Origin of the sequence: Actinomadura macra NBRC 14102, assembly GCF_001552215.1 — a bacterium.
Classification (GTDB): Bacteria; Actinomycetota; Actinomycetes; order Streptosporangiales; family Streptosporangiaceae; genus Spirillospora; species Spirillospora macra.
Map to the genome: position 1 here is coordinate 1 of NZ_BCQT01000011.1, position 23735 is coordinate 23735.

A 23735-nucleotide genomic window follows, 5' to 3' on the forward strand; every position below is an offset into this window, starting at 1 on the left:
TTCAGCTTCATCAAGTTGACGCCGGGTCAGTTGGATGTCGTGGTGGAGCGGTTGGTGAATGTGGGTGGGTTGGCGGATGTGTTGTTGGTGGCGGGGGAGCCGTTTACGCGGCGGACGTTGGAGCGGGTGCGGGGGTTGGGGTTCACCGGTCCGGTGGTCAATGAGTATGGGCCGACCGAGGCGACCGTAGGCACCTGCACCTTCCCGGTCCCGCAGGATGCGGGCTGGGATGTGGTGCCGATCGGGCGCCCACTACCGAACATGACCATGTATGTGCTGGACGCGGGGATGCGTCCGGTTCCGGTCGGGGTGGTCGGTGAACTGTACGTCGGTGGTGTGGGTGTGGCGCGGGGGTATGCGGGCCGCCCGGAGTTGACCGCTGACAGGTTTGTGCCCGACCCGTTCGCGGGCCAGGGGGCGCGTCTGTATCGGACAGGTGATCTGGTGCGGCGCGCACCTGACGGGAACGTGGAGTTCGTCGGCCGGGTGGATGATCAGGTCAAGATCCGTGGGTACCGGGTGGAGCCGGGTGAGGTCCGTACGGTGCTGGTCGCGCATGAGGCGGTGCGGGATGCCGCGGTGGTGGCCGATGGTGAGCGGTTGGTGGGCTACTACGTCGCCGATGACGCTCTGGATGAGCTTGCCGAGTACTGCTCGAATCGGTTGCCGGAGTACATGGTGCCGGCTGTGTTCGTCCGGTTGGAGGAGATCCCGCTCAACGCCAACGGCAAACTCGACCGCTCCGCACTCCCCGACCCGGAGGCGGATCCGGCCGGACCCGAGTTCGTGAAGCCGCGCAACGTCGTCGAGGAGCGGGTCGCGGAGCTGTGGACGGAGCTGCTGGGCGTCCAGGTGGGCGTCGAGCACAACTTCTTCCAGATCGGCGGGAACTCGATCCTGGCCATCCGGCTGATCTCCGCCCTGCAGGGCGCCTTCGAGATCGAGCTGCGGGTCCGGACGATCTTCGAACGGCCGACCGTCGCAGGCCAGGCCGCGGCGATCGAGGAGCAGGTCAGGGCGGAGATCGACGCGCTGTCGGACGCCGCGCTGGCGGTGGACACTGAGGGAGAGGCATGAGCACGGGCGAGATCGTGACGTCAAACCCCGCGGAGCTTCGGGCGGAAATGCTGCGCAGGCGGCTCCAGGGGCGGGGGCAGGGCGGCGGCCGGCAGGCGATCGCACCGGCGGACCGTTCGGGGCGGCTGCCGCTGTCGTTCGGGCAGCAGCAGATGTGGTTCCTCAACCGCCTCGACCCGGACGGCACGGAGTACCTCGTCCCGATGGTGCTGCGGCTGCGCGGCCAACTGGACGTCGCCGCCTTCGCCCGAGCCTGGAACACTGTCGTCGGACGCCATGAGGTGTTGCGCACCCGCTACGCGATGGCCGGAGACGAGCCGGTCCAGGTGATCGATCCGGCCGCGGACAGGGAAGTGCCGCTGACCGACCTCGCCTCGGTTCCCGAGGACGAACGGTGGGGCAGGGCGTTCGCGCTGGCCGAGCGGGAGGCCGCCACCGGGTTCGACCTGGAGCACGAGTGGCCGGCCCGGGTCCGGCTGGTGCGGCTTGCCGGCGATGACCACCTGCTGGTCATGGCGTTCCACCACATCGCCTGCGACGCCTGGTCGACGGGACTGCTCGCCGACGAGCTGAGCGCGGCGTACCGGGCGTTCGCCGCGGGCCTGCAACCGTCGCTCGAACCGCTCCCCGTCCAGTACGCCGACTTCGCCGCGTGGGAGCGCGACCGAATGTCGGGGCAGACCCTGGAGCGGCACCTCGGGTACTGGCGGGACCGGCTGGCGGGCCTGAACCCGCTTGAGCCGCCGACCGACCGGCCGCGCTCGGCCGTCCGCGACCGCGCGGGTGCGCTGGTGACCTTCGACTTCCCCGCCGGGCTCGCCGAAGGCGTGCGCGACATGGCGGCGCGGCACGGCGTGACCCCGTTCGTGGTGCTGCTCACCGGCTTCCAGCTCCTGCTCGCCCGCTACACCGGGACCACGGACGTCGCCGTGGGCACGGCCGTGTCCGGACGCGAGCGGCCCGAGCTACAGCGCCTCATCGGCTACGGCATCAACAGCCTCGTGCTGCGGGCCCGCTGGGACGGCGACCCGACCTTCGCCGAACTGCTGGCACACGGCCGGACGATGACGCTGGACGCCTTCGACCACCAGGACGTCCCCTTCGCCCGCCTGGTCGATGAGTTGCAGCCGGACCGCGACCTGTCCCGCACGCCGCTGTTCCAGGTCGTGTTCGACCTGGTCGAGCCGCGGGCCGCGCTGTTCGACCTGCCGGGGATCGAGGTCACGGCGGTTGAGGCGACGGCCCGCACGGCCCGCTTCGACCTGACGCTCCAGATCGAGGCCGGAGCGGACGGCGGCATGAGCGGCCGCCTGGAGTACGCGACGGCCCTGTTCGACGCGGAGACCGCGCGGCGCCTGACCGGGCACCTGGTCCGGTTGCTGGAGAACGTCGTGGCCGACCCGGACGCGCGGGCCTCGACCGTCGACCTCCTGCCGGCCGCCGAGCGCGACGGGCTGCTCGCCGCCGGTGCGGGCCCGGAGCCGGCCGTCCCGCCGCGTCCCGTCCACCAGGTGATCGCCGGATGGGCGGCCCGGACCCCGGACGCCGTCGCCGTGACGACCCGGGAATCCGAGACGTCGTTCGCGGAACTGGACGCGCGGGCCGACCTGTTCGCGCGGCGGCTGCGCAGCCTCGGCGTCGGCACCGAGACACTGGTCGGGGTCCTGCTGGACCGCGGCCCGGACATGGTGGCCTGCCTGCTCGGGATCTGGCGGGCGGGCGGTGCCTACGTGCCGCTCGACCCGTCCTACCCGGCCGACCGGCTCGGCTACATCCTCGGTGACACCGGCGCCCGGCTGGTGGTGACCGAGACGCGGCACGAATCCCTCCTGGACGGCATCCACAGCGGTGACCGCCTGCTGGTGGACCGCGGTGGCCTGGACGACGCGGTGGACGAGGCTCCGGTTCTGCCCGCGACCGACCCCGACACCCTCGCCTACGTCATCTACACCTCCGGTTCGACCGGCCGTCCCAAGGGCGTGCTGGTCCCGCACCGGGGTCTGGCCGGTTACCTCGACTGGACGATCGGCGCGTACGCCTCGGCAGGTTCCGGTGGGGCGCCGCTGTTCTCCTCGATCGCCTTCGACCTGGGCGTCCCGGACCTCTACACGCCGCTCATGGTCGGGCAGCCCGTGCACCTGCTGCCGCAGGAGTTCGAGATCACCGAACTGGGTGAGCTGCTGACGGAGCGGGCGCCCTACTCGTTCGTCAAGGTCACCCCCGGCCACCTCGCGCTGCTCACCGAGCAACTGGACGCGGAGCGGCTGGCCGGCCTGGCTGGCCTGGCGATCGCGGCGGGCGACGCCTTCACCGCCCGGCTCGCCGACCGGTGGCGCGAGCTGGCGGGACCGGACGGTACCCGGCTCGCCGCCGAGTACGGCCCGACCGAGATCACGGTCGGCAACTCCGGGCTGGAGGTCACCGGCGGCACCCGGGCGGAGCTGGTCTCGATCGGCCACCCCATCCCGGCGACGACGATGTACGTGCTGGACGCGCTGATGCAGCCGGTGCCCGCCGGGGTCGTCGGCGAAATCTACATCGGCGGCGCCGGGGTCACCCGCGGCTACGTGAACCGTCCGGACCTGACCGCCGAACGCTACGTGCCCGACCCGTTCGGGCCGCCCGGCGCGCGGCTGTACCGCACCGGCGACCTCGGCCGCGCGACGGCGGCCGGTGACGTGGAGTTCGCCGGCCGGGTGGACGACCAGGTCAAGATCCGCGGCTACCGGATCGAGCCGGGCGAGATCCGCTCGGTGCTGGCCCGCCACCCCGGCCTGCGCGACGCGGTCGTCGTCGCCGACGACGACGGCGCCGAGGGCGGCGCCCGGCTGGTGGCCTACTGCGTGCCGGCCGTCGGCGACCTGCCGTCCCACGCAGACCTGGACGCGTACTGCGGCGCGGCGCTGCCGGACTACATGGTGCCCGCCGCCTACGTGCCGATCGGCGCGATCCCGCTGACCGCCAACGGGAAGGTGGACCGGGCGGCGCTGCCCGCTCCGGACCGCGCCGCGCTCGGGTCGGGACGGGAGTTCGTGGCCCCGCGCACCCCGGCCGAGGAGCGGGTCGCCGCGATCTGGGCCGGAGCGCTCGGCGTGGACGGCGTCGGCGTGCACGACGGCTTCTTCGACCTCGGCGGCGACTCCATCCGCGCGGTCGCGCTCGCCGGCGCGATGAAGGAGGCGGGCTTCGCCGTCACGGTCCGCGACATCTTCGACCACCGAACCGTCGCCGCGCTGTGCGAGGCCCTGGACCTGTCCGGGGACGCGACGGAGAGCACCGGACCGGTGGCCGGGGTCGCGCCGTTCGAGCAGATCTCCGACGCGGACCGGGCGGTGCTCCCGGACGGTGTCGTTGACGCCTATCCACTCTCGCGCGTCCAGCTCGGCATGATCGTCGAGATGCTGTCCGGTGACGGCACGAACAAGTACCACAACGTGACGTCGTTCCGGATCCGCGACGACGCACCGTTCGACATGGACGCCTTCCGGCGGGCGGTCGCGCTGGTCGTGGAGCGGCACGAGGTGCTGCGTACCTCCTTTGACCTGGAGTCCTATTCCGAGCCGCTCCAGCTCGTCCACGCCGGCGCGCAGATGCCGCTGGGCATGGCGGACCTGCGCGGCCGGGACGAGGAGGAGCAACGGCGGGCCCTGCACGACTACACCGCCCGGAACCGCGCCGAGCTGTTCGACCTCGGTGCCCCGCCGCTGCTGCGGCTGTTCGCCTACGTCTGCGACAACGATGTCTGGTGGCTGTCGACCACCGAGTGCCACCCGATCCTGGAGGGCTGGAGCCATCACACGCTGCTGATGGAGCTGATGGACGCCTACCGGCGGCTCCGGGACGGAGCCGAGCCCGAGCCGCTGGTCCACCCACCGGTCCGGTACGCGGACTTCATCGCCGCCGAGCAGGAGGCGCTCCGGTCGGACGAGGACCGCGCCTACTGGTCGGGGATCGTCCGCGACCACGCCAAGTTCGTCTGGCCACAGGGCTGGGGTGAGGGCCCGGACGCGGACCGCGAGGGATATGTCGTCCCGGTCATGTTCTACGACCTCGTGGACGACCTGCGCGCTCTCGCCAGCCAGACCCAGGTGTCACTCAAGAGCGTCCTGCTGTCGGCGCATCTGAAGGTCCTGAGCACGCTGACCGCCGAGGAGTCGTTCTTCACCGGTCTCGTCTGCAACGCGCGTCCGGAGGTCACCGGCGCCGACCGCGTGTACGGCATGTACCTCAACACGCTGCCGCTGGCCCACGAGCGCGGCGCCCGCACCTGGCGGGACCTGCTGCGGCAGGTGTTCGCCCGCGAGGTGGAGCTGTGGCCGCACCGCCGTTTCCCGATGCCGGAGATCCAGCGGATGAGCGGTGGTGACCGGCTCGTCGAGACCAGCTTCAGCTACCAGGATTTCCACCAGGTCGACACCGAGCTGATCGACTACCTCGCCAGCATCGACGAGAGCCCGACCGAGTTCGCCTTCGCCGTCTCCGCCCGCGTCGGCTACCTCATCCTGTCCTGCAACACCCCCAACCTCACTCGTGAGAACGCCGACCGTCTGGCCTCGATGTACCGGGCGGTGCTGGAGTCGATGGCCGCCGATCCGGAGGGTGATGCGCAGGCGGTCTACCTGCCTGAGGGTGAACGTGAGTTGGTGGTGTCGGGGTGGAATCGGACGTCGGCGGTGGTGCCGTCGGTGTCGGTGCGCGAGTTGTTCGAGCAGCAGGTGTGCCGGTCGCCTGCTGCGGAGGCGGTGGTGTGGGCTGGTGGTGCGCTGTCGTTCGCGGAGTTGGATGCCCGCGCGAACCGGTTCGCGCGTCATCTCCAGGCTCAGGGTGTGGGGCCGGAGTCGGCGGTGGGTGTGCAGTTGGATCGTGGCCCGGATCTGGTTGCGGTGTTGCTGGGTGTGTGGAAGGCGGGCGCCGCCTACGTCCCCATCGACCCCTCCTATCCCGTGGATCGGGTGGCGTCGATGCTGTCCGATGCCGGTGCGGGGTTGTCGGTCACGTCGGTGGACTGGGAGGCACTGCTCGGGCTGGATGATGGGCCGCTGGATGTGGCGGTGGATCCGGAGAGCCTGGCGTATGTGATCTTCACTTCGGGTTCGACGGGGCGTCCCAAGGGTGTGCAGGTGACCCACCGGGGCCTGGTCAACCACGTGCGGTGGGCGGCCGACGAGCTGGCCTCCCGCGGTACTGGTGGCGGGGCGCTGTTTTCTTCGGTGGCGTTTGATCTGCCGGTGCCCAACCTGTGGGCTCCGCTGATCTGCGGCCAGCCCGTACGAATCTTCCCGCAAGACCTCGATCTCGCTGACCTGGGCGCCGCGTTGGTCGAGGCCGGTCCGTTCAGCTTCATCAAGTTGACGCCGGGTCAGTTGGATGTCGTGGTGGAGCGGTTGGTGAATGTGGGTGGGTTGGCGGATGTGTTGTTGGTGGCGGGGGAGCCGTTTACGCGGCGGACGTTGGAGCGGGTGCGGGGGTTGGGGTTCACCGGTCCGGTGGTCAATGAGTATGGGCCGACCGAGGCGACCGTAGGCACCTGCACCTTCCCGGTCCCGCAGGATGCGGGCTGGGATGTGGTGCCGATCGGGCGCCCACTACCGAACATGACCATGTATGTGCTGGACGCGGGGATGCGTCCGGTTCCGGTCGGGGTGGTCGGTGAACTGTACGTCGGTGGTGTGGGTGTGGCGCGGGGGTATGCGGGCCGCCCGGAGTTGACCGCTGACAGGTTTGTGCCCGACCCGTTCGCGGGCCAGGGGGCGCGTCTGTATCGGACAGGTGATCTGGTGCGGCGCGCCGCCGACGGCAACGTGGAGTTCGTCGGCCGGGTGGATGATCAGGTCAAGATCCGTGGGTACCGGGTGGAGCCGGGTGAGGTCCGTACGGTGCTGGTGGGTCATGAGGCGGTGCGGGATGCCGCGGTGGTGGCCGATGGCGAGCGCCTGGTGGGCTACTACGTCGCCGAGCAGGATGTGCCGGGTCTGAGTGAGTTCTGTGGGCAGCGGTTGCCGGAGTACATGGTGCCGGCTGTGTTCGTCCGGTTGGAGCAGATCCCGCTCAACGCCAACGGCAAACTCGACCGCTCCGCACTCCCTGACTTCGACGGCACCGAGACCGACCGCTTCACCGTCCCGCGGACGGTGACCGAGGCGCAGATCGCCGAAGTCTGGGCCCAGGTGCTCGGTCTGGAGCGCGTTGGGGTCCACGACGGATTCTTCGATATCGGCGGCCATTCCATCAGGGCGGTCGCGCTCGTGGGTGCGCTACGCGCCGCCGGGTTCGACGTCGCGGTCCGGGACGTGTTCGAGTACCGCACCGTCGCCGCGCTGTCCGAGTTCCTCACCGGGCGCCCCGCGCGGCCGGAGGTGGAGCGCGCGGTCGCGCCGTTCGAGCAGATCTCCGCGGCGGACCGGGCGGCGCTCCCGGACGGCGTCGTGGACGCCTACCCGATGTCGCAGGTGCAGCTCGGAATGCTGGTCGAGATGCTGGCCGACAACGGCCTGCACGCCTATCACAACGTTTCCTCGTTCCGGATCCGCGACGACGCTCCGCTCTCGGAGGCGTCGTTCCGGCGAGCGGTGGCGGTCATGGCGGAACGCCACGAGATGCTGCGCACCTCGTTCGACCTGGACACCTTCTCGACGCCGATGCAGCTGGTGCACGCCTCCACCGAGATCGGTGTGTCCGCGCACGATCTGCGCGGGCTGGACACGCAGGCGGAACTCCGCGAGTTCGTGGCGGCGGAGCGGGCGAGGCTGTTCGAGCTGGACGAGTCCTCGCTGTTGCGGATGGCGGTTCACCAGGAGAGCGACGAAGCCTGGTGGCTGACGGTGACCGTGTGCCATGCGATCACCGAGGGCTGGAGCCACCGGTCGATGCTGATGGAACTGCTGGACGTCTACCGGCGGATCCGGGACGGAGCCGAGCCGGAACCGGCCGAGCCTCCGTCGGTGCGGTACGCCGACTTCATCGCGGCCGAGCGTCGTTCCATCGCGTCCGATGAGGATCGTGGCTACTGGCGCGGCATTCTCGACCGGCACGCACGGCTCACCCTGCCCGAGGCATGGGCGGGCGACACGGGCGCGCCCCGCGAGAAGTATCGCGCCGGTGTCCCGCTGCGCGAGCTGGAGACCGGGCTGCGCGGCCTCGCCGCCAGGTCGCGGACCTCCCTGAAGACCGTGCTGCTCGCGGCGCATCTGAAGGTCCTGAGCATGGTGACCGGCGAGGAGTCGTTCATCACCGGCCTGGTCTGCAGCGCGCGTCCGGAGGCGCTGGGGGCCGACCGCGTGTACGGCATGTACCTCAACACGCTGCCGTTCGCCCACGAGCGCGGCGCCCGCACCTGGCGGGAACTGGTGGAGCGGACCTTCGCCCGCGAGGTGGAGGTCTGGCCGCGGCGCCGTTTCCCGATGCCGGAGATCCAGCGGCTGGCCGGCGGTAAGCGGCTCGTCGATGTGCGCTTCAGTTACCAGGACTTCCACCAGGTCGACACCGAGGTCGTTGACGTCGAGTCGAGCCAGGGCGAGGGCGCCACGGAATTCGCGCTGGCGGTCGCCGCGGTCTCCGGGTATCTCGTGCTCACGACGGACACCCATGCGCTGAGCCGGGAGAACGCCGATCGTCTCGTGGCCATGTACCGGGCGGTGCTGGAGTCGATGGCCGCCGATCCGGAGGGTGATGCGCAGGCGGTTTACCTGCCTGAGGGTGAACGTGAGTTGGTGGTGTCGGGGTGGAATCGGACGTCGGCGGTGGTGCCGTCGGTGTCGGTGCGCGAGTTGTTCGAGCAGCAGGTGTGCCGGTCGCCTGCTGTGGAGGCGGTGGTGTGGGCTGGTGGTGCGCTGTCGTTCGCGGAGTTGGATGCCCGCGCGAACCGGTTCGCGCGTCATCTCCAGGCTCAGGGTGTGGGGCCGGAGTCGGCGGTGGGTGTGCAGTTGGATCGTGGCCCGGATCTGGTTGCGGTGTTGCTGGGTGTGTGGAAGGCGGGCGCCGCCTACGTCCCCATCGACCCCTCCTATCCCGTGGATCGGGTGGCGTCGATGCTGTCCGATGCCGGTGCGGGGTTGTCGGTCACGTCGGTGGACTGGGAGGCACTGCTCGGGCTGGATGATGGGCCGCTGGATGTGGCGGTGGATCCGGAGAGCCTGGCGTATGTGATCTTCACTTCGGGTTCGACGGGGCGTCCCAAGGGTGTGCAGGTGACCCACCGGGGCCTGGTCAACCACGTGCGGTGGGCGGCCGACGAGCTGGCCTCCCGCGGTACTGGTGGCGGGGCGCTGTTTTCTTCGGTGGCGTTCGACTTGCCGGTGCCCAACCTGTGGGCTCCGCTGATCTGCGGCCAGCCCGTACGAATCTTCCCGCAAGACCTCGATCTCGCTGACCTGGGCCCCGCGCTCGCCGAGGCGGGCCCGTTCAGCTTCATCAAACTCACTCCCGGGCATCTGCGGGTCCTGGCCCAGCAGCTGAACACCGAGCAGGCCGGGCGGCTGGCCGACGTCGTGCTGGTCGCGGGCGAGGCGTTCGCCGGGGAGGCGGCGGGTGACGCCGCGGAGATCCTCGGCCCCGGCCGCCTGATCAACGAGTACGGGCCGACCGAGGCGACCGTAGGCACCTGCACCTTCCCGATCAACGGACGCGGTGAGTGGGACGTGGTGCCGATCGGGTCGCCGCTGCCGAACATGACCATGTACGTGCTGGACGCGGGGATGCGCCCGGTTCCGGTCGGGGTGGTCGGTGAACTGTACGTCGGTGGTGTGGGGGTGGCGCGCGGGTATGCGGGCCGCCCGGAGCTGACCGCTGACCGGTTTGTTCCCGACCCCTTCGCAGAGCCAGGCGCGCGTCTCTACCGCACAGGTGACCTCGTGCGCCGCGCCGCAGACGGCAACGTCGAGTTCATCGGCCGAGTCGACGACCAGGTCAAGATCCGCGGCTACCGGGTGGAGCCGGGCGAGATCCGTACCGTGCTTGCCGGCCATGACGCGGTCCAGGACGTTGCGGTGACCACGTTCCGTCCCACTCCGGACAACACGCTCTTGGTGGCCTACTACGTCGCCGCCACCACCGTGGACGGGCTGACCGAGTACTGCTCGGAACGGCTGCCGGAGTACATGGTCCCGGCCGCCTTCGTCCGGCTGGAGGAGATCCCGCTCAACGCCAACGGCAAACTCGACCGCTCCGCGCTGCCCGACCCGGACCGGTCGGCGATGGCGGCCGGGCAGGCGTTCGTCGCGCCGCGCACCAAGACCGAGCGGATCCTCGCCGACATCTGGTCCCGGGTGCTGAACGTCGCGCAGGTCGGGGTGCACGACAAGTTCCTCGACCTCGGCGGGCACTCGATCCTCATGATCCAGGTCCTGGCGGCCGCCCGCCGAGCAGGGCTCACCGTGTCGGTGTGGCGGATGTACCAGCACGAGACGCTGGAGGATCTGGCCGCTGCCATCGACCAGGACGCCCCCGCGCAAGAGCCCATGCCAGACCCCGCGCCAGAGGTGCCGCTCACCCCGCTCCAGCGGATGCTGCTGGGCCGGTCGCCGGCCCAGGGGAGCGAGCACACCCACGAGGCGCACATCGCCATGGGCCACGCGGTCGACCCGGAAATCCTCGACCGGGCCCTGCGCGCGGTGGTGGGACACCACGACGCACTCCGGCTCCGCGTGAACGCCGAGGCGGGGACGGCGCGGGTGGCGCCCGTCGAGGAGGCCATGGGCCACGCCGCGCTGAGCGCCGAAGCCGACCGGGACCGGATCGTCCTGCGCGTCGATCCGGTGCTGGCCGACGAGACGTCCGTCGCGATCCTCGCGGCCGACCTGGAGAGCGCCGTCCGGGCGCTGTCCGCGGGGAAGGCGCCGGAGTTGCCCGCCGCGGAGTCCTTCGCGGAGTGGGCACGCCGGCTGGCCGGGCTCGCCGCGGACGAGGAGATCGAGGCCCAGGCCCACCTGTGGCTCAACCGGGCGCCGGCCGCGCCGCTTCCGCTGGGCGACGCCCGGACCGACGAGCGCGGCACGGTCGAGGTCGAACTGCCGCCCGACCTCACCGCCGCGCTGCCGGGCGACGGCGCGACGCAGGTCCTGTTGGCCGCGCTCGGGCTCGTGCTCACCCGGTGGACGGGCGGCGACCGGGTGCTGATCGACCTGGAGGACGATGGCCGGTCCGGCATCGGCCGCGCCGTGGGCCTCTTCGGGCATCGCCACCCGGTACAGCTCTGGCTGCCGTCGAAACGCGAACCCGCCTCAGTGCTCAGGTCCGTCCGGGGCCAGCTCGACGCCATCCCGGACCGGGGCATCGGCTACGGACTCCTCCGCCTCGATCCCGATGACGACGTCGCCGCGGAGCTGGCCGGACTGCCCGAACCTCAGGTCGGTCTGCGCCACGTCACCGGCGCCGGCCGGCCGGTGCACGGCGCCCCGCCGTCCAAGGGGGCCCGCCCCCGTCCACTGGAGGTCGACGCGTGCGTCCGCGCCGGGCGACTGCGGGTCCGGTGGACCTACCCGGCCGGCGACCTGGACGAGGTCGCGGTCACCCGGCTCGCCGTGGAGCACCTGACCAGGGTCGCCGAACTCGTCGAACGCCCGGCGGCCACCGCCCCGGCCCCGCGCCGGCGCGCCACCACCGAGCCGATACCCGGTCTGCTGACCACCATGAAGGACGAGCATGTGCCGGGCGTCAGCATCGCGGTCCTGCGCGACGGTGAACCTGCCGAACTGCACGCGCACGGCGTCCTGGCCATGGGCGGAACGGACCCGGTCACCCCGGACACACTCTTCCAGGCCGGCTCCATCAGCAAGCACGTGACCGCCCTCGGGGCGCTGACCCTGGTCGAACAGGGCCGGCTCGACCTCGACGAGGACGTCAACCGGTACCTGACGTCCTGGCAGGTTCCGGGCTCCGAGGACGGCGCACCGCCGCCCGTCATCACCGTGCGGCATCTACTGGGCAACACCTCGGGGCTGAGCCTCGCCCCCAACAAGGGTTACCGGCGCGACGAACCCGTCCCGTCGTTGCTCGACCTGCTGTGCGGGCGGCCGCCGGTGACCACGCCGCCGGTCCGCGCGGCGGGCACGCCCGGCGCCGTGTACCGCAAGGCCAACGTCAACTGGTCGGTGCTCCAGCAGGTGATGGAGGACGTCACCGGGCTGCCCTTCACGGAGCTGATGGACACGCTGGTACTCGGCCCGCTGGGAATGGACGCCAGCAGCTACCACCAGCGCTTCCCGGAGACCTCCGGCCGGTCCGTGGCGGTCGGGCACGCGCCCGACGGCTCGCCGATCGAGGGCGGCTGGCGGGTCCGGCTCGAAGTGGCGGCGGCCGGGCTGTGGACCACCGCCGAGGACCTGACCAAGATCGCCCGGGAGATCCGCCGGGCGCACCGCGGCGAGGAGTCCGTCCTGATCGGGACGGAGCGGGCCCACCAGATGCTGGTGCCGCACCCGGGCGCCTTCTACGGTCTCGGCTCCATCGTCGACGACACCGGCGCGGACCTGGAGTTCGGCCACGGCGGCGAGCCGATCGGCTACTGGAACATGTCGATCAGCCGCGTCGGCGGCGGCACCGGCTTCGTCGCGCTCACCAACGGTGAGTCCGGCGGTGCCGTCGTGCGTCTGCTGGTGGCCACGCTCGGCCGCCGGGACGGAGACTTCGGACGGGGCCGGCTGGCCGACGAATGGCGGGCGGGACACACCGCCGCGGCCCCCGCGGATCCCGCGGACCCGGCCTGACCGGCGACGAGCAGAGGAGACAACAGCCGTGCGACACCTCATCTCGATCAACGACCTGACCGATGCCGACCTGCGCTCGATCGTCTCGCGCGGAACCCGGTTCGCCGCCCGCGAGCACACCCCTGACCGCACCCTGGCGGACCAGGTGGTGGGGATCTACTTCCGCAAGACCTCGACCCGGACCCGCACCGCGTTCTCCAGCGGCGCGCTGCGCCTCGGCGCGCAGATCGTCACGTTCGGGCCGAACGACCTGCAGACCAACACCGGCGAGACGGTGCAGGACACCGGCCGGGTCTTCGCCCGGATGCTCGACATGCTGGTCGCCCGGACTTCCGGGGATCCGGCGGAGATGCGGGCCTGGGCACACGGGCAGGACCGGATGGCCGTCGTCAACGCGATGAGCGCCGACGAGCACCCGACCCAGGCACTCGCCGACCTGGTGACGCTGTCGCGCCGGTTCGGCCGGGTCGAGGGGCTGAGAGTGCTCTACGTGGGGGAGGGCAACAACACCGCGGCGTCGCTGGCGCTGGCGCTCAGCCGCTTCGAGGGCACCCGGCTGGAGCTGCGCACCCCGCCCGGCTACGGCCTGGCCGACGCGATCCGGGAGCGCGCCGTCCGGCAGGCCGCGAGCGCCGGCGCGACGGTCGCCGAGCACCACCACATGGACGATCTGCCCGGCGACTTCGACGCCGTCTACACCACCAGGTGGGAGACGACGGGGACGACCAAGCCTGACCCGGACTGGCGGACGCTCTTCGCCGCCTTCCGCGTCACCGCCGCGCTGTGGGAGGGCAGCCCCAAGGCCGTCTTCATGCACGACCTGCCCGCGCACCGGGGCGACGAGGTCACCGCCGAGGTCCTGGACGGGCCGATGAGCATCGCCTTCGACCAGGCCGAGAACAAGATGCACAGCGCGATGGCGGCGCTGGAGTGGTGCCGGCACGGTGTGATCGGCGCCGGCTCCGCAGGCGGTTCGTCCGGGCGATGAGCACCGTGCGGCGGCTCCCGGTGATCGCCGGCCCACCGGACGGATCGCACCCGCCGGACGTCCCGCCGCCCCCGCTCCGCCGCAATCGCGACTTCCTGCTGCTGTGGAGCGGGGCGGCGGCCTCGCTGCTCGGCACCCGGGTCAGCGCGATCACCTATCCGCTGCTGGTGGTGTTCCTGACCGGTTCGGGGACGGCGGCGGGGCTGGTCGGCTTCGCCGCGCTCCTGCCCAACCTCATCGTCCAGCTGCCGGCCGGCGCCCTGGTGGATCGCTGGAACCGCAAATGGCTGATGACCGCCTGCAACGGCGGCGCCGCGCTCGCGCTGGGGAGCGTGGCGCTCGCGCTGGCGTTCGGCCGGCTGTGGCTACCGCACCTGGTCGTCGCGGCCTTCGTCGAGTCGTCGCTGACCATCTTCTACAAGCAGGCCGAACGCGGTGCGGTGCGCAACCTCGTCCCCCCGTCCCAGCTCTCGACGGCGCTGGCGCAGAACGAGGCGCGCGGCCGGGCCGCCGGGCTGCTGGGACAGCCACTCGGAACCACGATCTACGGGCTCGCGCACTGGTGGCCGACGACCTTCACCGCCCTCAGCCACCTGTTCGGGCTGTGTGGGCTGCTGTTCATCAGGAAGGACCTCCAGCGCCCGGCCCAGCGGCGTCCCAAGGGGATCCTCGGACCGATCCGGCAGGGGCTCGCCTGGGTGTGGCACCAGCGGTTCCTGCGCACCGTGATGGTGGTCATCGCCGGCAGCAACCTGCTCTTCCAGGGCATCAGCCTCGCCCTCGCGTACCTGGTCGAGCACGACAAGGACCTGACCAAGACCGCCTTCGCGGTGATCCTGGTCGCTCGTGGCGTCGGCGGCGTGCTGGGCGCCGCCACCGGGCCGCTGTGGATGCGGATGCTGACCATGCGGTCCATCGTCATCTGGGGGAACATCACGTGGGCGGTGCTGCTGCCGCTGATCGCGGTGGTGCGCGACCCGGTGGCGCTCGGCGCGATCTTCATCGTGATCTCGGTCATCGCCGGCACGTTCAACGTGGTCGGCGGGGTCTATCTCGTCCGCACCACCCCGGACCGCATGCAGGGCCGCGCCGGCAGCGTCATGGACCTGCTCGGCTCCGGGCTCAGCGCCCTCGGCCCCCTGGTGACCGGGGTCGCGCTCGACACCTGGGGGGCGCGCCCGACGGTGCTCGGGCTGGGGGCGGCCATGGTCTGCCTTGCGCTCGCCACCGCGATCAGCCCGGCGATCCGGTCCGTGCCGCACAAGGTGGGCGACATCCCGCTCGTCGAGGACGAGGACGAGGTCGACGCGGCACCGTCCGACCCGCCCGCGGGAGACGGGGACCGGGGCGGCCGTCACCGGGGCGATGCCGAAGGGGCGTCGCCGCCCGTCGCACCGGCCGGTGGCGGCCGCGGTGGCGGCCGCCACCGCAAGCGCGCCGGTCGGCGTCCCCGCTGGCGGCGGCTCAGCAGGAGGCGGTGAGTGACTCCCCGTCGGCGTCGATGATGCCGTCGAGGGTGCGGCCGGTGGCCTTCTCGCGGGCGAACAGCCGGAACAGCTCGTGGAACCGGTAGCGGAAGGATCCCGTCTTCGCGCAGGTGGTCACCTGGAGCATGCGCGCGTCGAGGAGCGTTTCCAGGATCTCTTCGCTCGCGGTCTCGGAGAGCGAGAGCGCCCGCGAGGCCGTCGGCGCGGTGAAGTCCGGAACGTCGAGCAGGCCCAGCAGCGCGAAGGTGTCGCGTGCGTGCTGGTCGAGCTCCCGGTATCCGCTCTCGATCCGGGTCCGGACGTCGAGGGAGCCGTAGCGCAGTTCGTCGAGCCGGGAGGAGGACCATTCCAGCCGCCGGACCATGGCCTCCAGCGGCCAGTGGGGCTTGGTGCAGAGCCGTGTGCCGACGACGCGCAGCGCCAGCGGCAGCCCGCCGCACAGGGCGGCGATCCGCTGCGCGGCCGCCGGCTCCGCGGCGAGTCGCTCGTCACCCACGATCCTTGTCAGTAAGGCCAGGGAGCCCTCGTGATCAAGGCTCTCCAGCCGGACGGAGTGGGCGCCGACGCGGGATGCCACGTCCCGGCGGGCGGTGAACAGGGTCCGGCAGTCCTGACCGCTGGGCAGCAGCGGGCGCAGCCGCCGCTCGCTCTCCGCGTGGTCGAGCACGACGAGCACGCGGCGGTCGGCGGTCAAGGTGCGGTACAGCCGGACGCGCTCGCCGAACTCGGCGGGGATTTCCCGGTCGGTCATCCCGAGCGCGCGCAGGAACGACAGCACCACGGTCTCCGGGGTGAGCGGAGTGCCGTCGGCCGGTGCCAGGTCGGCGTACAGCTGACCGTCCGGGAAGTGGTCCTTGGCGGCGTGGGCGGCCCGCAGCGCGAGCGCGCTCTTGCCGACGCCCGGCATCCCGGAGATCTCGATCGCGGCCGGGGCCGCGGCGTGGCGTGCGGTCAGCGCCGTGACGACCTCGGACAGCTCGGTGCCGCGGCCGGCGAAGTCGATGACGTTGGGGGGCAGCAGCCGGGGCCGCAGCGTGTGCCGTTCCACGCCGTGCACCGGTTCGGCCCCCCGGACGCGGTCGAGTTCGGGGGCGTTGGCCAGGATGGCCAGGTAGGTGTCGGTCAGCGGCGCACCCGGATCGACACCGAGCTCCTCGGCCAGCAGCCGCCGGCCCGCGTCGAAGACCGTGAGCGCGTCGGCCTGCCGGCCGGCCCGGTACAGCGCGATCATGAGCTGCGCGCGCAGCCGCTCGCGCAGTGGATGCTCGGCGACCAGGCCGGTGAGCTCGGGAATCACCTGGAGCTGCTCCCCGAGCGCCAGCTGTGCCTCCATACGCTCCTCGATGGCGGTCATCCGAGCCTCCTCCAGCCGCGGCAGTTCAGCCTCGGCGAGGAATTCACTGACGTTGGAGAGGGCTGGGCCGCGCCAGAGAGAAAGTGCCTGCCGGAAGTGTTCGCTGGCGCTGCGGAATTGCCGGTTCTTCAGATCCAGCTGCCCGGCGCGGGCCAGTCGCTGGAACATTTCATGATCAAGTACGGCGCGCCCGATGCTCATCATGTAGCCCGGGGGTTTGCGCGCGATGCTGACCTCGTCACCCAGGTACTTGCGCAGCCGGGAGACATATGTGTAGATCTGCGAGCTCGCTGTGGCGGGTGGGTTCTCGCCCCACAGCAGCCTGCTGAGCCGGTCGTCCGGCAGGATGTGGTCACGCGACAGCAGTAGCGCGGCGAGAACTGTTTTCTGCTTGGCCCCGTCCAATGAAATGGGTACGCCGTTCAGGCGAGCCTCGATTGACCCTAGAATCAAGATTTCCATGACCTGGCTTTCCCCCGTTGTGCTTGAGCTGCTGGAGTCTATATATGTAACTTTCCTTCTTTGGCGAATATGAGCAATCCATCCCCGGCTTTTTCCTTGATTATGATTGCTCTTTAGGGCGGCAGATGTCAACCAAACAAGACAACCCGGAAAGCCTCGGGTCGGCCGGTGTTCTGATGGGCGGGGTCTGCTCCGTACAGCGGATATAGGCCACGTATAGAAGCCTCATGAACAATCACTTGACTGGAAATGTGGCGGCGTGTCAGCGGCGGCCACTGCGCCGCGAGGTCTCGTGGCCACATGTGGCCAACGGGTAGCTAGCGGCGCAGATAGGTGAGTACCGCCAGCACCCGGCGATGGTCCTCCTCGGTGCGCGGCAGTTCGAGCTTGGTGAGAATGTTCCCGATGTGCTTGGCCACCGCCGCCTCACTCACTGTCAGCGCCCGGGCGATCCCGGCGTTAGTGCGTCCCTCGGCCATCAGGGCCAGTACCTCCCGTTCGCGGCCGGTCAACGGGGCCAGCGGATCGTTCCGGCGGCGCAGCAGATGCCGGACGACCTCCGGGTCGACGACCGTGCCGCCGGCGGCCACCTGCTCCAGCGCGCCGCGGAACTCGTCGATGTCACCGACCCGGTCCTTCAGCAGATAGCCGACGCCCCGGCCGCCGACCGAGTCGAAGAGGTCGGCCGCGTAGGCGTGCTGGACATACTGGCTGAGCACCAGGACCGCAAGCCCGGGGTGGGTCGAACGCAGCTCCACCGCGGCGCGCAGCCCCTCGTCGGAGAACTCGGGCGGCATCCGCACGTCCGTCAGTACCAGGTCGGGTGTGTGCTCGTTGACCGCGGAGATCAGCTCCTCCGCGTCGCCGACGGCGACCACCACCTCGTGGCCGAACCTGGCGAGCAGGCCGACCAGCCCCTCGCGCAGCAGCACGCTGTCCTCGGCGACGACTAGGCGGAGCGGTCGATCGGGGCGCACGGTACCTCCAGCCGTATGAGGGTGGGCCCGCCGGGCGGGCTGGACAGGTCGAGCGTGCCGCCGACGACGGAGATCCGGTCGACCAGTCCGGCCAGCCCGGTGCCCCGTGCCGTCGCCGCGCCGCCGACCCCGTCGTCGCCGATCTCCACCCTGACGTGGTCGCCGTGCCGGACGGCCGTCACCCAGGCGCTGGTCGCGGCGCTGTGCTTGGCCACATTGGCCAGCGCCTCGCTGACCGCGAAGTAGAGCGCGCTCTCCACCGGCTCGGGGAGGCGTCCGGGCAGGTCGAGGTCGGTCTTGACCGGGACGGGGGAGCGGCCCGCCAGATCGTCGACCGCCACGGGCAGGCCCCGGTCGATGAGCAGTTTGGGATAGATGCCGTGGATCAGCTCACGCAGCTCGTCGAGGGCGAGCCTGGCCTCGGCGTGCGCCTTGGAGACCAGCTCGCCGGTCTCCTGCCCGCTGGTGGTGCGGGCGAGCCCCAAGGTCATGGTCAGGGCGACCAGGCGCTGCTGGGCGCCGTCGTGCAGGTCGCGCTCGATCCGGCGCCGCTCGGTCTCGAAGGCGTCGACGAGCCGCACCCGCGACCGGGTCAGCTCGTCGACCCGCTCGGTCAGCTCGGGTTCGCGTGGCGCCACCAGCAGCCGGGTGAGCGCGGCGCGCGCCGCGGCGACCACCGTCACCAGATACGCCCCCACCAGCAGGGCGACGGCACCGACCGGCAGCACGGCCCAGGCCTGCCAGGTGCTGGTGAGCGTCCAGGTCTTGAGCAGCCGCATCTCGCCGTCCGGATTGGCCACCGCCATGATCGCCGGGGCCGTCAGCAGCGCCGCCGGCACCGCCAGCCCGGTCACCAGGGCCGCCAGCTCCACCGGCCACAGCACGGCCGCCGACAGCATCGCGAACGCCAGGTCCCGCCAGGTGGCCTGCTCGCGGTAGCGGGTCCGCAACCAGGGCCAGAAGCCGGGACGCTCGGGGTCGCGATGCGGACTGGGCGCGGGCTCCAGATCGACCAGCCGCAGTCGGCGTCGCTCCGCCGCCGCGACCGGCAGGCCGCACAGGCCCAGCCCGAGAAGGAGCGGTATTCCCACGAGGAAGACGCCCGTCACGATCCCCACAGTGAGCGCCACGCTCAGGAGGACCAGTTCCAGTGCGCCGGCCAGTGTCCCGGTGAGCAGGTACACCGTCGCCCGCCACGGCCAGCCGGTGACCAGGAACCCCCGCCCGGTCAGCGCCTGCCATGCCGTGCGTGATTGCATGGCACGACCGTACTAGCCAGGCACGCCTGAACCCATGGCAGCAGTTCTACCGTCGAGGTAGTACCAGTGCTACCTCGAAGTCTCGCAGCAACGCCAGTGCGCTCACCGGCGTCGGGACGGTTGGCTGGCGATATGAACGGTAAGGGGACGAACAGCGCCGCAGAGGCGATACCGGAGACCGGCCCGGAGGTGTCCGAGGCGACGGTACGCCTGGCCGCTGTGACCAGGACATATGGGTCTGGTGACGGCAAGGTGACGGCGCTCGCCGGGGTGACGCTGGAGTTCACCGGCGGCACGTTCACCGCGATCATGGGCCCGTCCGGCTCGGGCAAGTCGACGCTGTTGCAGTGCGCCGCCGGGCTCGACCGGCCCGACGAGGGACGCGTCTTCGTGGCCGGCGTCGACCTGACCGACCTCGGCGAGACACGGCTGACGCTCATGCGCCGCGACCGGATCGGCTTCGTCTTCCAGTCGTTCAACCTGATGCCCTCCCTGACCGCCGAGCAGAACGTGGGGCTGCCGCTGCACCTGGCCGGCCGCCGCCCCAAGAAGAGCGAGATCACCGAGGTGCTCCAGGACGTGGGGCTCGCCGACCGGGCCCGGCACCGGCCGAGCCAGATGTCGGGCGGCCAGCAGCAGCGCGTCGCGATAGCGCGGGCGCTGGTGACCCGGCCCGCCGTGCTGTTCGCCGACGAGCCGACCGGAGCGCTGGACAGCTCCACCTCACGCGACGTGCTGACCATGCTGCGCAGCCTCGTCGACCAGCGCGGCCAGACGATCGTCATGGTGACGCACGACCCCATCGCCGCCTCCTACGCCGACCGCGTGGTCTTCCTCGCCGACGGCCGGCTGGTCGGCCAGATGGACCGGCCGACCGCCGAGGCCGTCGCGGCCCAGATGACCCACCTGGAGTCGGCGCCGTGCTGAGGATCGCGCTGCTGACGGTCCGCGCCCGCTGGATCGCGTTCGTCGGGTCGTTCATCGCCCTCAGCCTGGGCGTCGGCCTGGTGGCCACCATGGGGCTGGCCCTCGCGGCCGCCTTCGACACCAAGACGACGTCCGCGGCCGAAGAGGGATCGGTCCGGTACGGCGCCGCGCCCGCCGTGGTCCGCGCCCCCGGCAGCCTGAGCGTGCGGATCGGAGAGAAGACCAAGACCCGCGAGCTCGAAGCGCCGCGTGGGCTGGACCCCGCTGTCGTGGCGAAGGTCACCGCGCTCGGCGGCGCCGTCAAGGACCGTGTCTTCTACGCCCAGCCGGCCGTCACCGGCGGACCCCGGGTCACGATCGGCCGACCGTGGTCGGTGGCCCAGTACGCGCCGTACCGGCTGGTCGAGGGTAGAGCCCCCGCCGCGCCCGGCGAGGCAGCCTTCCCCGTGGGTGGGCCTCGTCCGGGCGCGGCGGTTCCCGTCCTCACCGCCGGCGGCCCGGTGACGTACCGGGTCGTCGGGGTGGTCGACCCGGGCGCGGCGGAACCGGCGGTGCTGTTCACCGATGCCGCGGCCGCCCGGCTCTCCCCGCGGATCGACGCCGTGATCAGCACGGCACCGCAGGCGCGACTGCGCGACGCCGTGGACGGCTCCGCCCAGGTGCTCACCGGCGACCAGGCCCGCACGGCCGGAGCCGGACTCGGCACCGGAGGCGGCGGCAAGGACACCGAGCAGGACACGCTGAACGGCACCAAGATCATGCTGGGCACGGCGGGCGGGATCTGCGGGTTCGTGGCCGTCTTCGTCGTCGCATCGACCTTCGCCCTGGCGGTCGCCCAGCGGCGCCGGGAACTGGCGTTGCTGCGCGCGGTGGGCGCGACGCCCCGGCAGGTGCGGCGGATGCTGTTCGCCGAGGCGTTCGTCGTCGGCGTGATCGCCGCGGCGATCGGCTGCGCCCTGGGGCCGGTCTGCGCCCCCGCACTCGGCGACTGGCTGGTCGACCGGGAGCTCGCACCCTCGTCCTACACCGTGCCGGTGACGCTGTGGCCACTGGCAGCGGCCTTCACGACGGGCCTCACGGTCTCGCTGCTCGGGGTCTGGGCGGCGTCGCGGCGGGCCGGCCGGATCCGCCCGGCCGAGGCGCTGCGCGACGCCGCGCTGGAAACCCGGGCCATGACCCTCGGTCGCTGGGTACTGGGAGCCGGCGGCACGGTGACGGGTCTGTGGATGCTGGCCTCGGTGCTCGGCGACCCCGGCGGCGCGACCAACCGCAAGCAGTACATCCCCGTGACGATGTTGTTGATCGCCGGTTTCGCGATGCTCGCCCCGGTCATCGTGCCGCCGCTGGCCCGGCTGGTCGCCTGGCCGCTCGGCCTGCTGCCGGGCGCGGGGGCGATGATCGTCCGGGAGAACGCGTTGACCGCCGCCCGCAGGACGGCCTCGACCGCCGCGCCGGTGCTGGTCACCGTCGGCCTGGCGTTCTCCCTGCTCGGCGCCACCGCCAGCATCGACGGTGCGAAGCAGGGCGAGCTGCGCGACCAGCACCGGGCCGATTTCATCGTGACCCCCGCCGGCACGCCCGGGCTCAACCAGGCCGTGGTCGACCGGGTCGCGGCCGTTCCCGGGGTGCAGACCGTGGTCCGGACGCCGACCGACCTGTTCGCCCTGGAGGACGGCGAGGCCGTGGTGAAGTACCCGGCGCAGGCGGTGACGCCGCAGGCGCTCGCCGATGTCGCCGATCTGCACGTGGTGTCGGGCGACCCGACCCGGCTGGCGGACGACTCGATCATCGTCTCGCAGGAATGGAACCGTGAACCCGGCGAGCGGATCGACGTGTGGCTGGCCGACGGCACCAAGACCTCGCTGGTGGTGGCCGCGGTGCTCAAGACGGGCACGGGCGACAACAGCGTGTTCGTCACCCCGCGCAACGCAGGTCCCGCCTTGCCGGAGTCGATCGATGTGAAACTGCGTGCCGGCACCGACGGCGCCGCCGCGCTGGCCGCCCTGCGAGCGGCCACCGACCGGCTCGGCGCGCAGCCCGTCGCCATCTCCGACTGGATCGGCACGGCCAAGGCCAAGAGCGGCCGGCAGAGTCGGCTCGGCATGTACGTGGTCCTCGGTGTCGCCCTGCTCTACTGCGCCATCGCGATCGCCAACACCCTGGTGATGGCCACCGCCGACCGGAGCCGGGACCAGGCCGTCCTGCGCCTGTCCGGCGCCACCCGCCGGCAGGTCCTCGGCGTGGTGGCGGCCGAGTCCCTGCTCGTGGTCGGCATCGGTGCGGTGCTCGCCGTGCTGGTGTCGGTCTTGAGCATGGGCGGGGTGGTGGCGGGGCTTCTCAGCCTGTCCGGACGCCTGACGGTCGAGGTCCCGTGGTCCCCGGTGGGCGGGGTGGTGGCCGCCTGCGTGGTCATCGCACTGCTGGCCTCGGTGCTGCCGGCCCGCGCGGCGATGCGGATGCGCGCCGTCGAGGCGCTGGGGACCCGCGAATGACCCTCGCGGCGACCTGTGTGCGCGTACAGAAACCGTATAGACCCCTCCAGCAGAGTAGGGGCATGGACGATGAGCACGGCTGGACGCCTTTGGAGATTCGGCCCGGCGATATCGGAGCCTCGGCGGACGTCGACGGACTCCTCGCATACCTGGCCGACCGGCAGCTGATCGGTGACCTCCTGGTCAAGGAGAAGGCACTGGTCTTCCGTGATTTCGGCGTCACCCGCGACCGGCTCGAACCGGTCATGGACGGCGTCCTGCCCAACCGGCTGGCCTATGTGCACGGGAACTCGCCGCGGACCAAGGTCGGGGACAACGTCTACACCTCCACCGAGTATCCCGCCGAGATGACGATCTCGATGCACAACGAACTCTCCTACTCCGCCCGGTGGCCGTCGCGGTTGATGTTCTTCTGCGAGGTCGCCGCCGAGAGCGGCGGCGCGACCCCGGTCGTGGACGGTACGCGGTGGCTCGGCGCGCTGGACGAGGAGGTGCGGGACGCCTTCGCGGACGGAGTCCGCTACACCCAGAACCTGCACGACGGCTTCGGGCTCGGCAAGAGCTGGCAGGACACCTTCGAGACCGACGACCGCGACCGCGTGGAGACCTACCTGGCGGACATGGGCGCCACCACGTGGGAGTGGCGCTCCGACGGGGGGCTGCGGGTGAGCCAGACCCGGCCCGCCACCCTCCGGCATCCGGTGACCGGCGACGAAGTCTGGTTCAACCAGGCCGACCAGTGGCATCCGGCCGCCCTGGGCGACAAGACCGCCGCGGCGCTGGCCGCCGCCGTGCCGGAAGAGGATCTGCCGCAGTCGGTGTCCTACGCCGACGGCGGCCCCATCCCCGCCGAGCACGTCGTCCAGGTCCGCGACCGCGGGCTGGACGCGGCGGTCGATGTCGACTGGGTCGCAGGTGACGTGCTGCTCATCGACAACGTGCTGGTGGGGCATGGCCGCCGCCCCTTCACCGGGAAGCGGCGGGTGCTGGTGGCGATGACCGACTGAACA

10 protein-coding genes are annotated in these 23735 nt (G+C 71.4%); 7 read left to right on the plus strand and 3 right to left on the minus strand.

The window, feature by feature from the left end; translation table 11 throughout:
* From AMA02S_RS19965 to AMA02S_RS19980, 4 genes are all read left to right on the plus strand, one after another.
* A partial coding sequence (locus tag AMA02S_RS19965) for a non-ribosomal peptide synthetase (RefSeq protein WP_157430736.1) occupies positions 1 to 1077 on the plus strand: 1077 nt, incomplete at its 5' end.
* Positions 1074 to 12779 (plus strand): non-ribosomal peptide synthetase, encoded by an 11706-nt coding sequence (locus AMA02S_RS19970; protein ID WP_067460885.1) that lies wholly within the window; start codon positions 1074 to 1076, stop codon positions 12777 to 12779. The genes AMA02S_RS19965 and AMA02S_RS19970, both read left to right, overlap by 4 nt.
* A gap of 28 nt (positions 12780 to 12807) precedes the next feature.
* Entirely contained in the window at positions 12808 to 13767 is a 960-nt protein-coding gene (locus AMA02S_RS19975) for an ornithine carbamoyltransferase (protein WP_067460886.1), read from the plus strand.
* On the plus strand, positions 13764 to 15248 hold the full coding sequence (locus AMA02S_RS19980) for an MFS transporter (RefSeq protein ID WP_157430737.1): 1485 nt from the start codon (positions 13764 to 13766) through the stop codon (positions 15246 to 15248). The genes AMA02S_RS19975 and AMA02S_RS19980 overlap by 4 nt, the downstream gene beginning before the upstream one ends.
* Here the strand turns inward: AMA02S_RS19980 and AMA02S_RS19985 are convergent.
* From AMA02S_RS19985 to AMA02S_RS19995, 3 genes are all read right to left on the minus strand, one after another.
* Complete coding sequence (locus AMA02S_RS19985; protein WP_067460888.1) at positions 15232 to 17013, minus strand: AfsR/SARP family transcriptional regulator; 1782 nt, start codon at positions 17011 to 17013, stop codon at positions 15232 to 15234. The two genes, AMA02S_RS19980 and AMA02S_RS19985, sit on opposite strands and share 17 nt — an antisense overlap.
* Positions 17014 to 17387: 374 nt before the next feature.
* A complete protein-coding gene (locus AMA02S_RS19990) occupies positions 17388 to 18047 on the minus strand; it encodes a response regulator transcription factor (RefSeq protein ID WP_067460889.1) in 660 nt (219 codons plus the stop codon).
* On the minus strand, positions 18020 to 19306 hold the full coding sequence (locus AMA02S_RS19995) for a sensor histidine kinase (RefSeq protein WP_067460890.1): 1287 nt from the start codon (positions 19304 to 19306) through the stop codon (positions 18020 to 18022). Before AMA02S_RS19995 ends, AMA02S_RS19990 begins: the two co-directional genes overlap by 28 nt.
* A gap of 132 nt (positions 19307 to 19438) precedes the next feature.
* On the opposite strand from AMA02S_RS19995, the gene AMA02S_RS20000 reads away from it, so the two are divergent.
* The 3 genes from AMA02S_RS20000 (at position 19439) to AMA02S_RS20010 (ending at position 23732) form a co-directional block, all read left to right on the plus strand.
* Positions 19439 to 20233, plus strand: a complete 795-nt coding sequence (locus AMA02S_RS20000; RefSeq protein ID WP_067460891.1) for an ABC transporter ATP-binding protein — start codon at positions 19439 to 19441, stop codon at positions 20231 to 20233.
* A complete protein-coding gene (locus AMA02S_RS20005) occupies positions 20227 to 22725 on the plus strand; it encodes an ABC transporter permease (protein ID WP_067460892.1) in 2499 nt (832 codons plus the stop codon). Before AMA02S_RS20000 ends, AMA02S_RS20005 begins: the two co-directional genes overlap by 7 nt.
* Before the next feature lie 62 nt (positions 22726 to 22787).
* Positions 22788 to 23732, plus strand: a complete 945-nt coding sequence (locus AMA02S_RS20010) for a TauD/TfdA family dioxygenase (RefSeq protein ID WP_067460893.1) — start codon at positions 22788 to 22790, stop codon at positions 23730 to 23732.
* Positions 23733 to 23735: the final 3 nt, after the last annotated feature.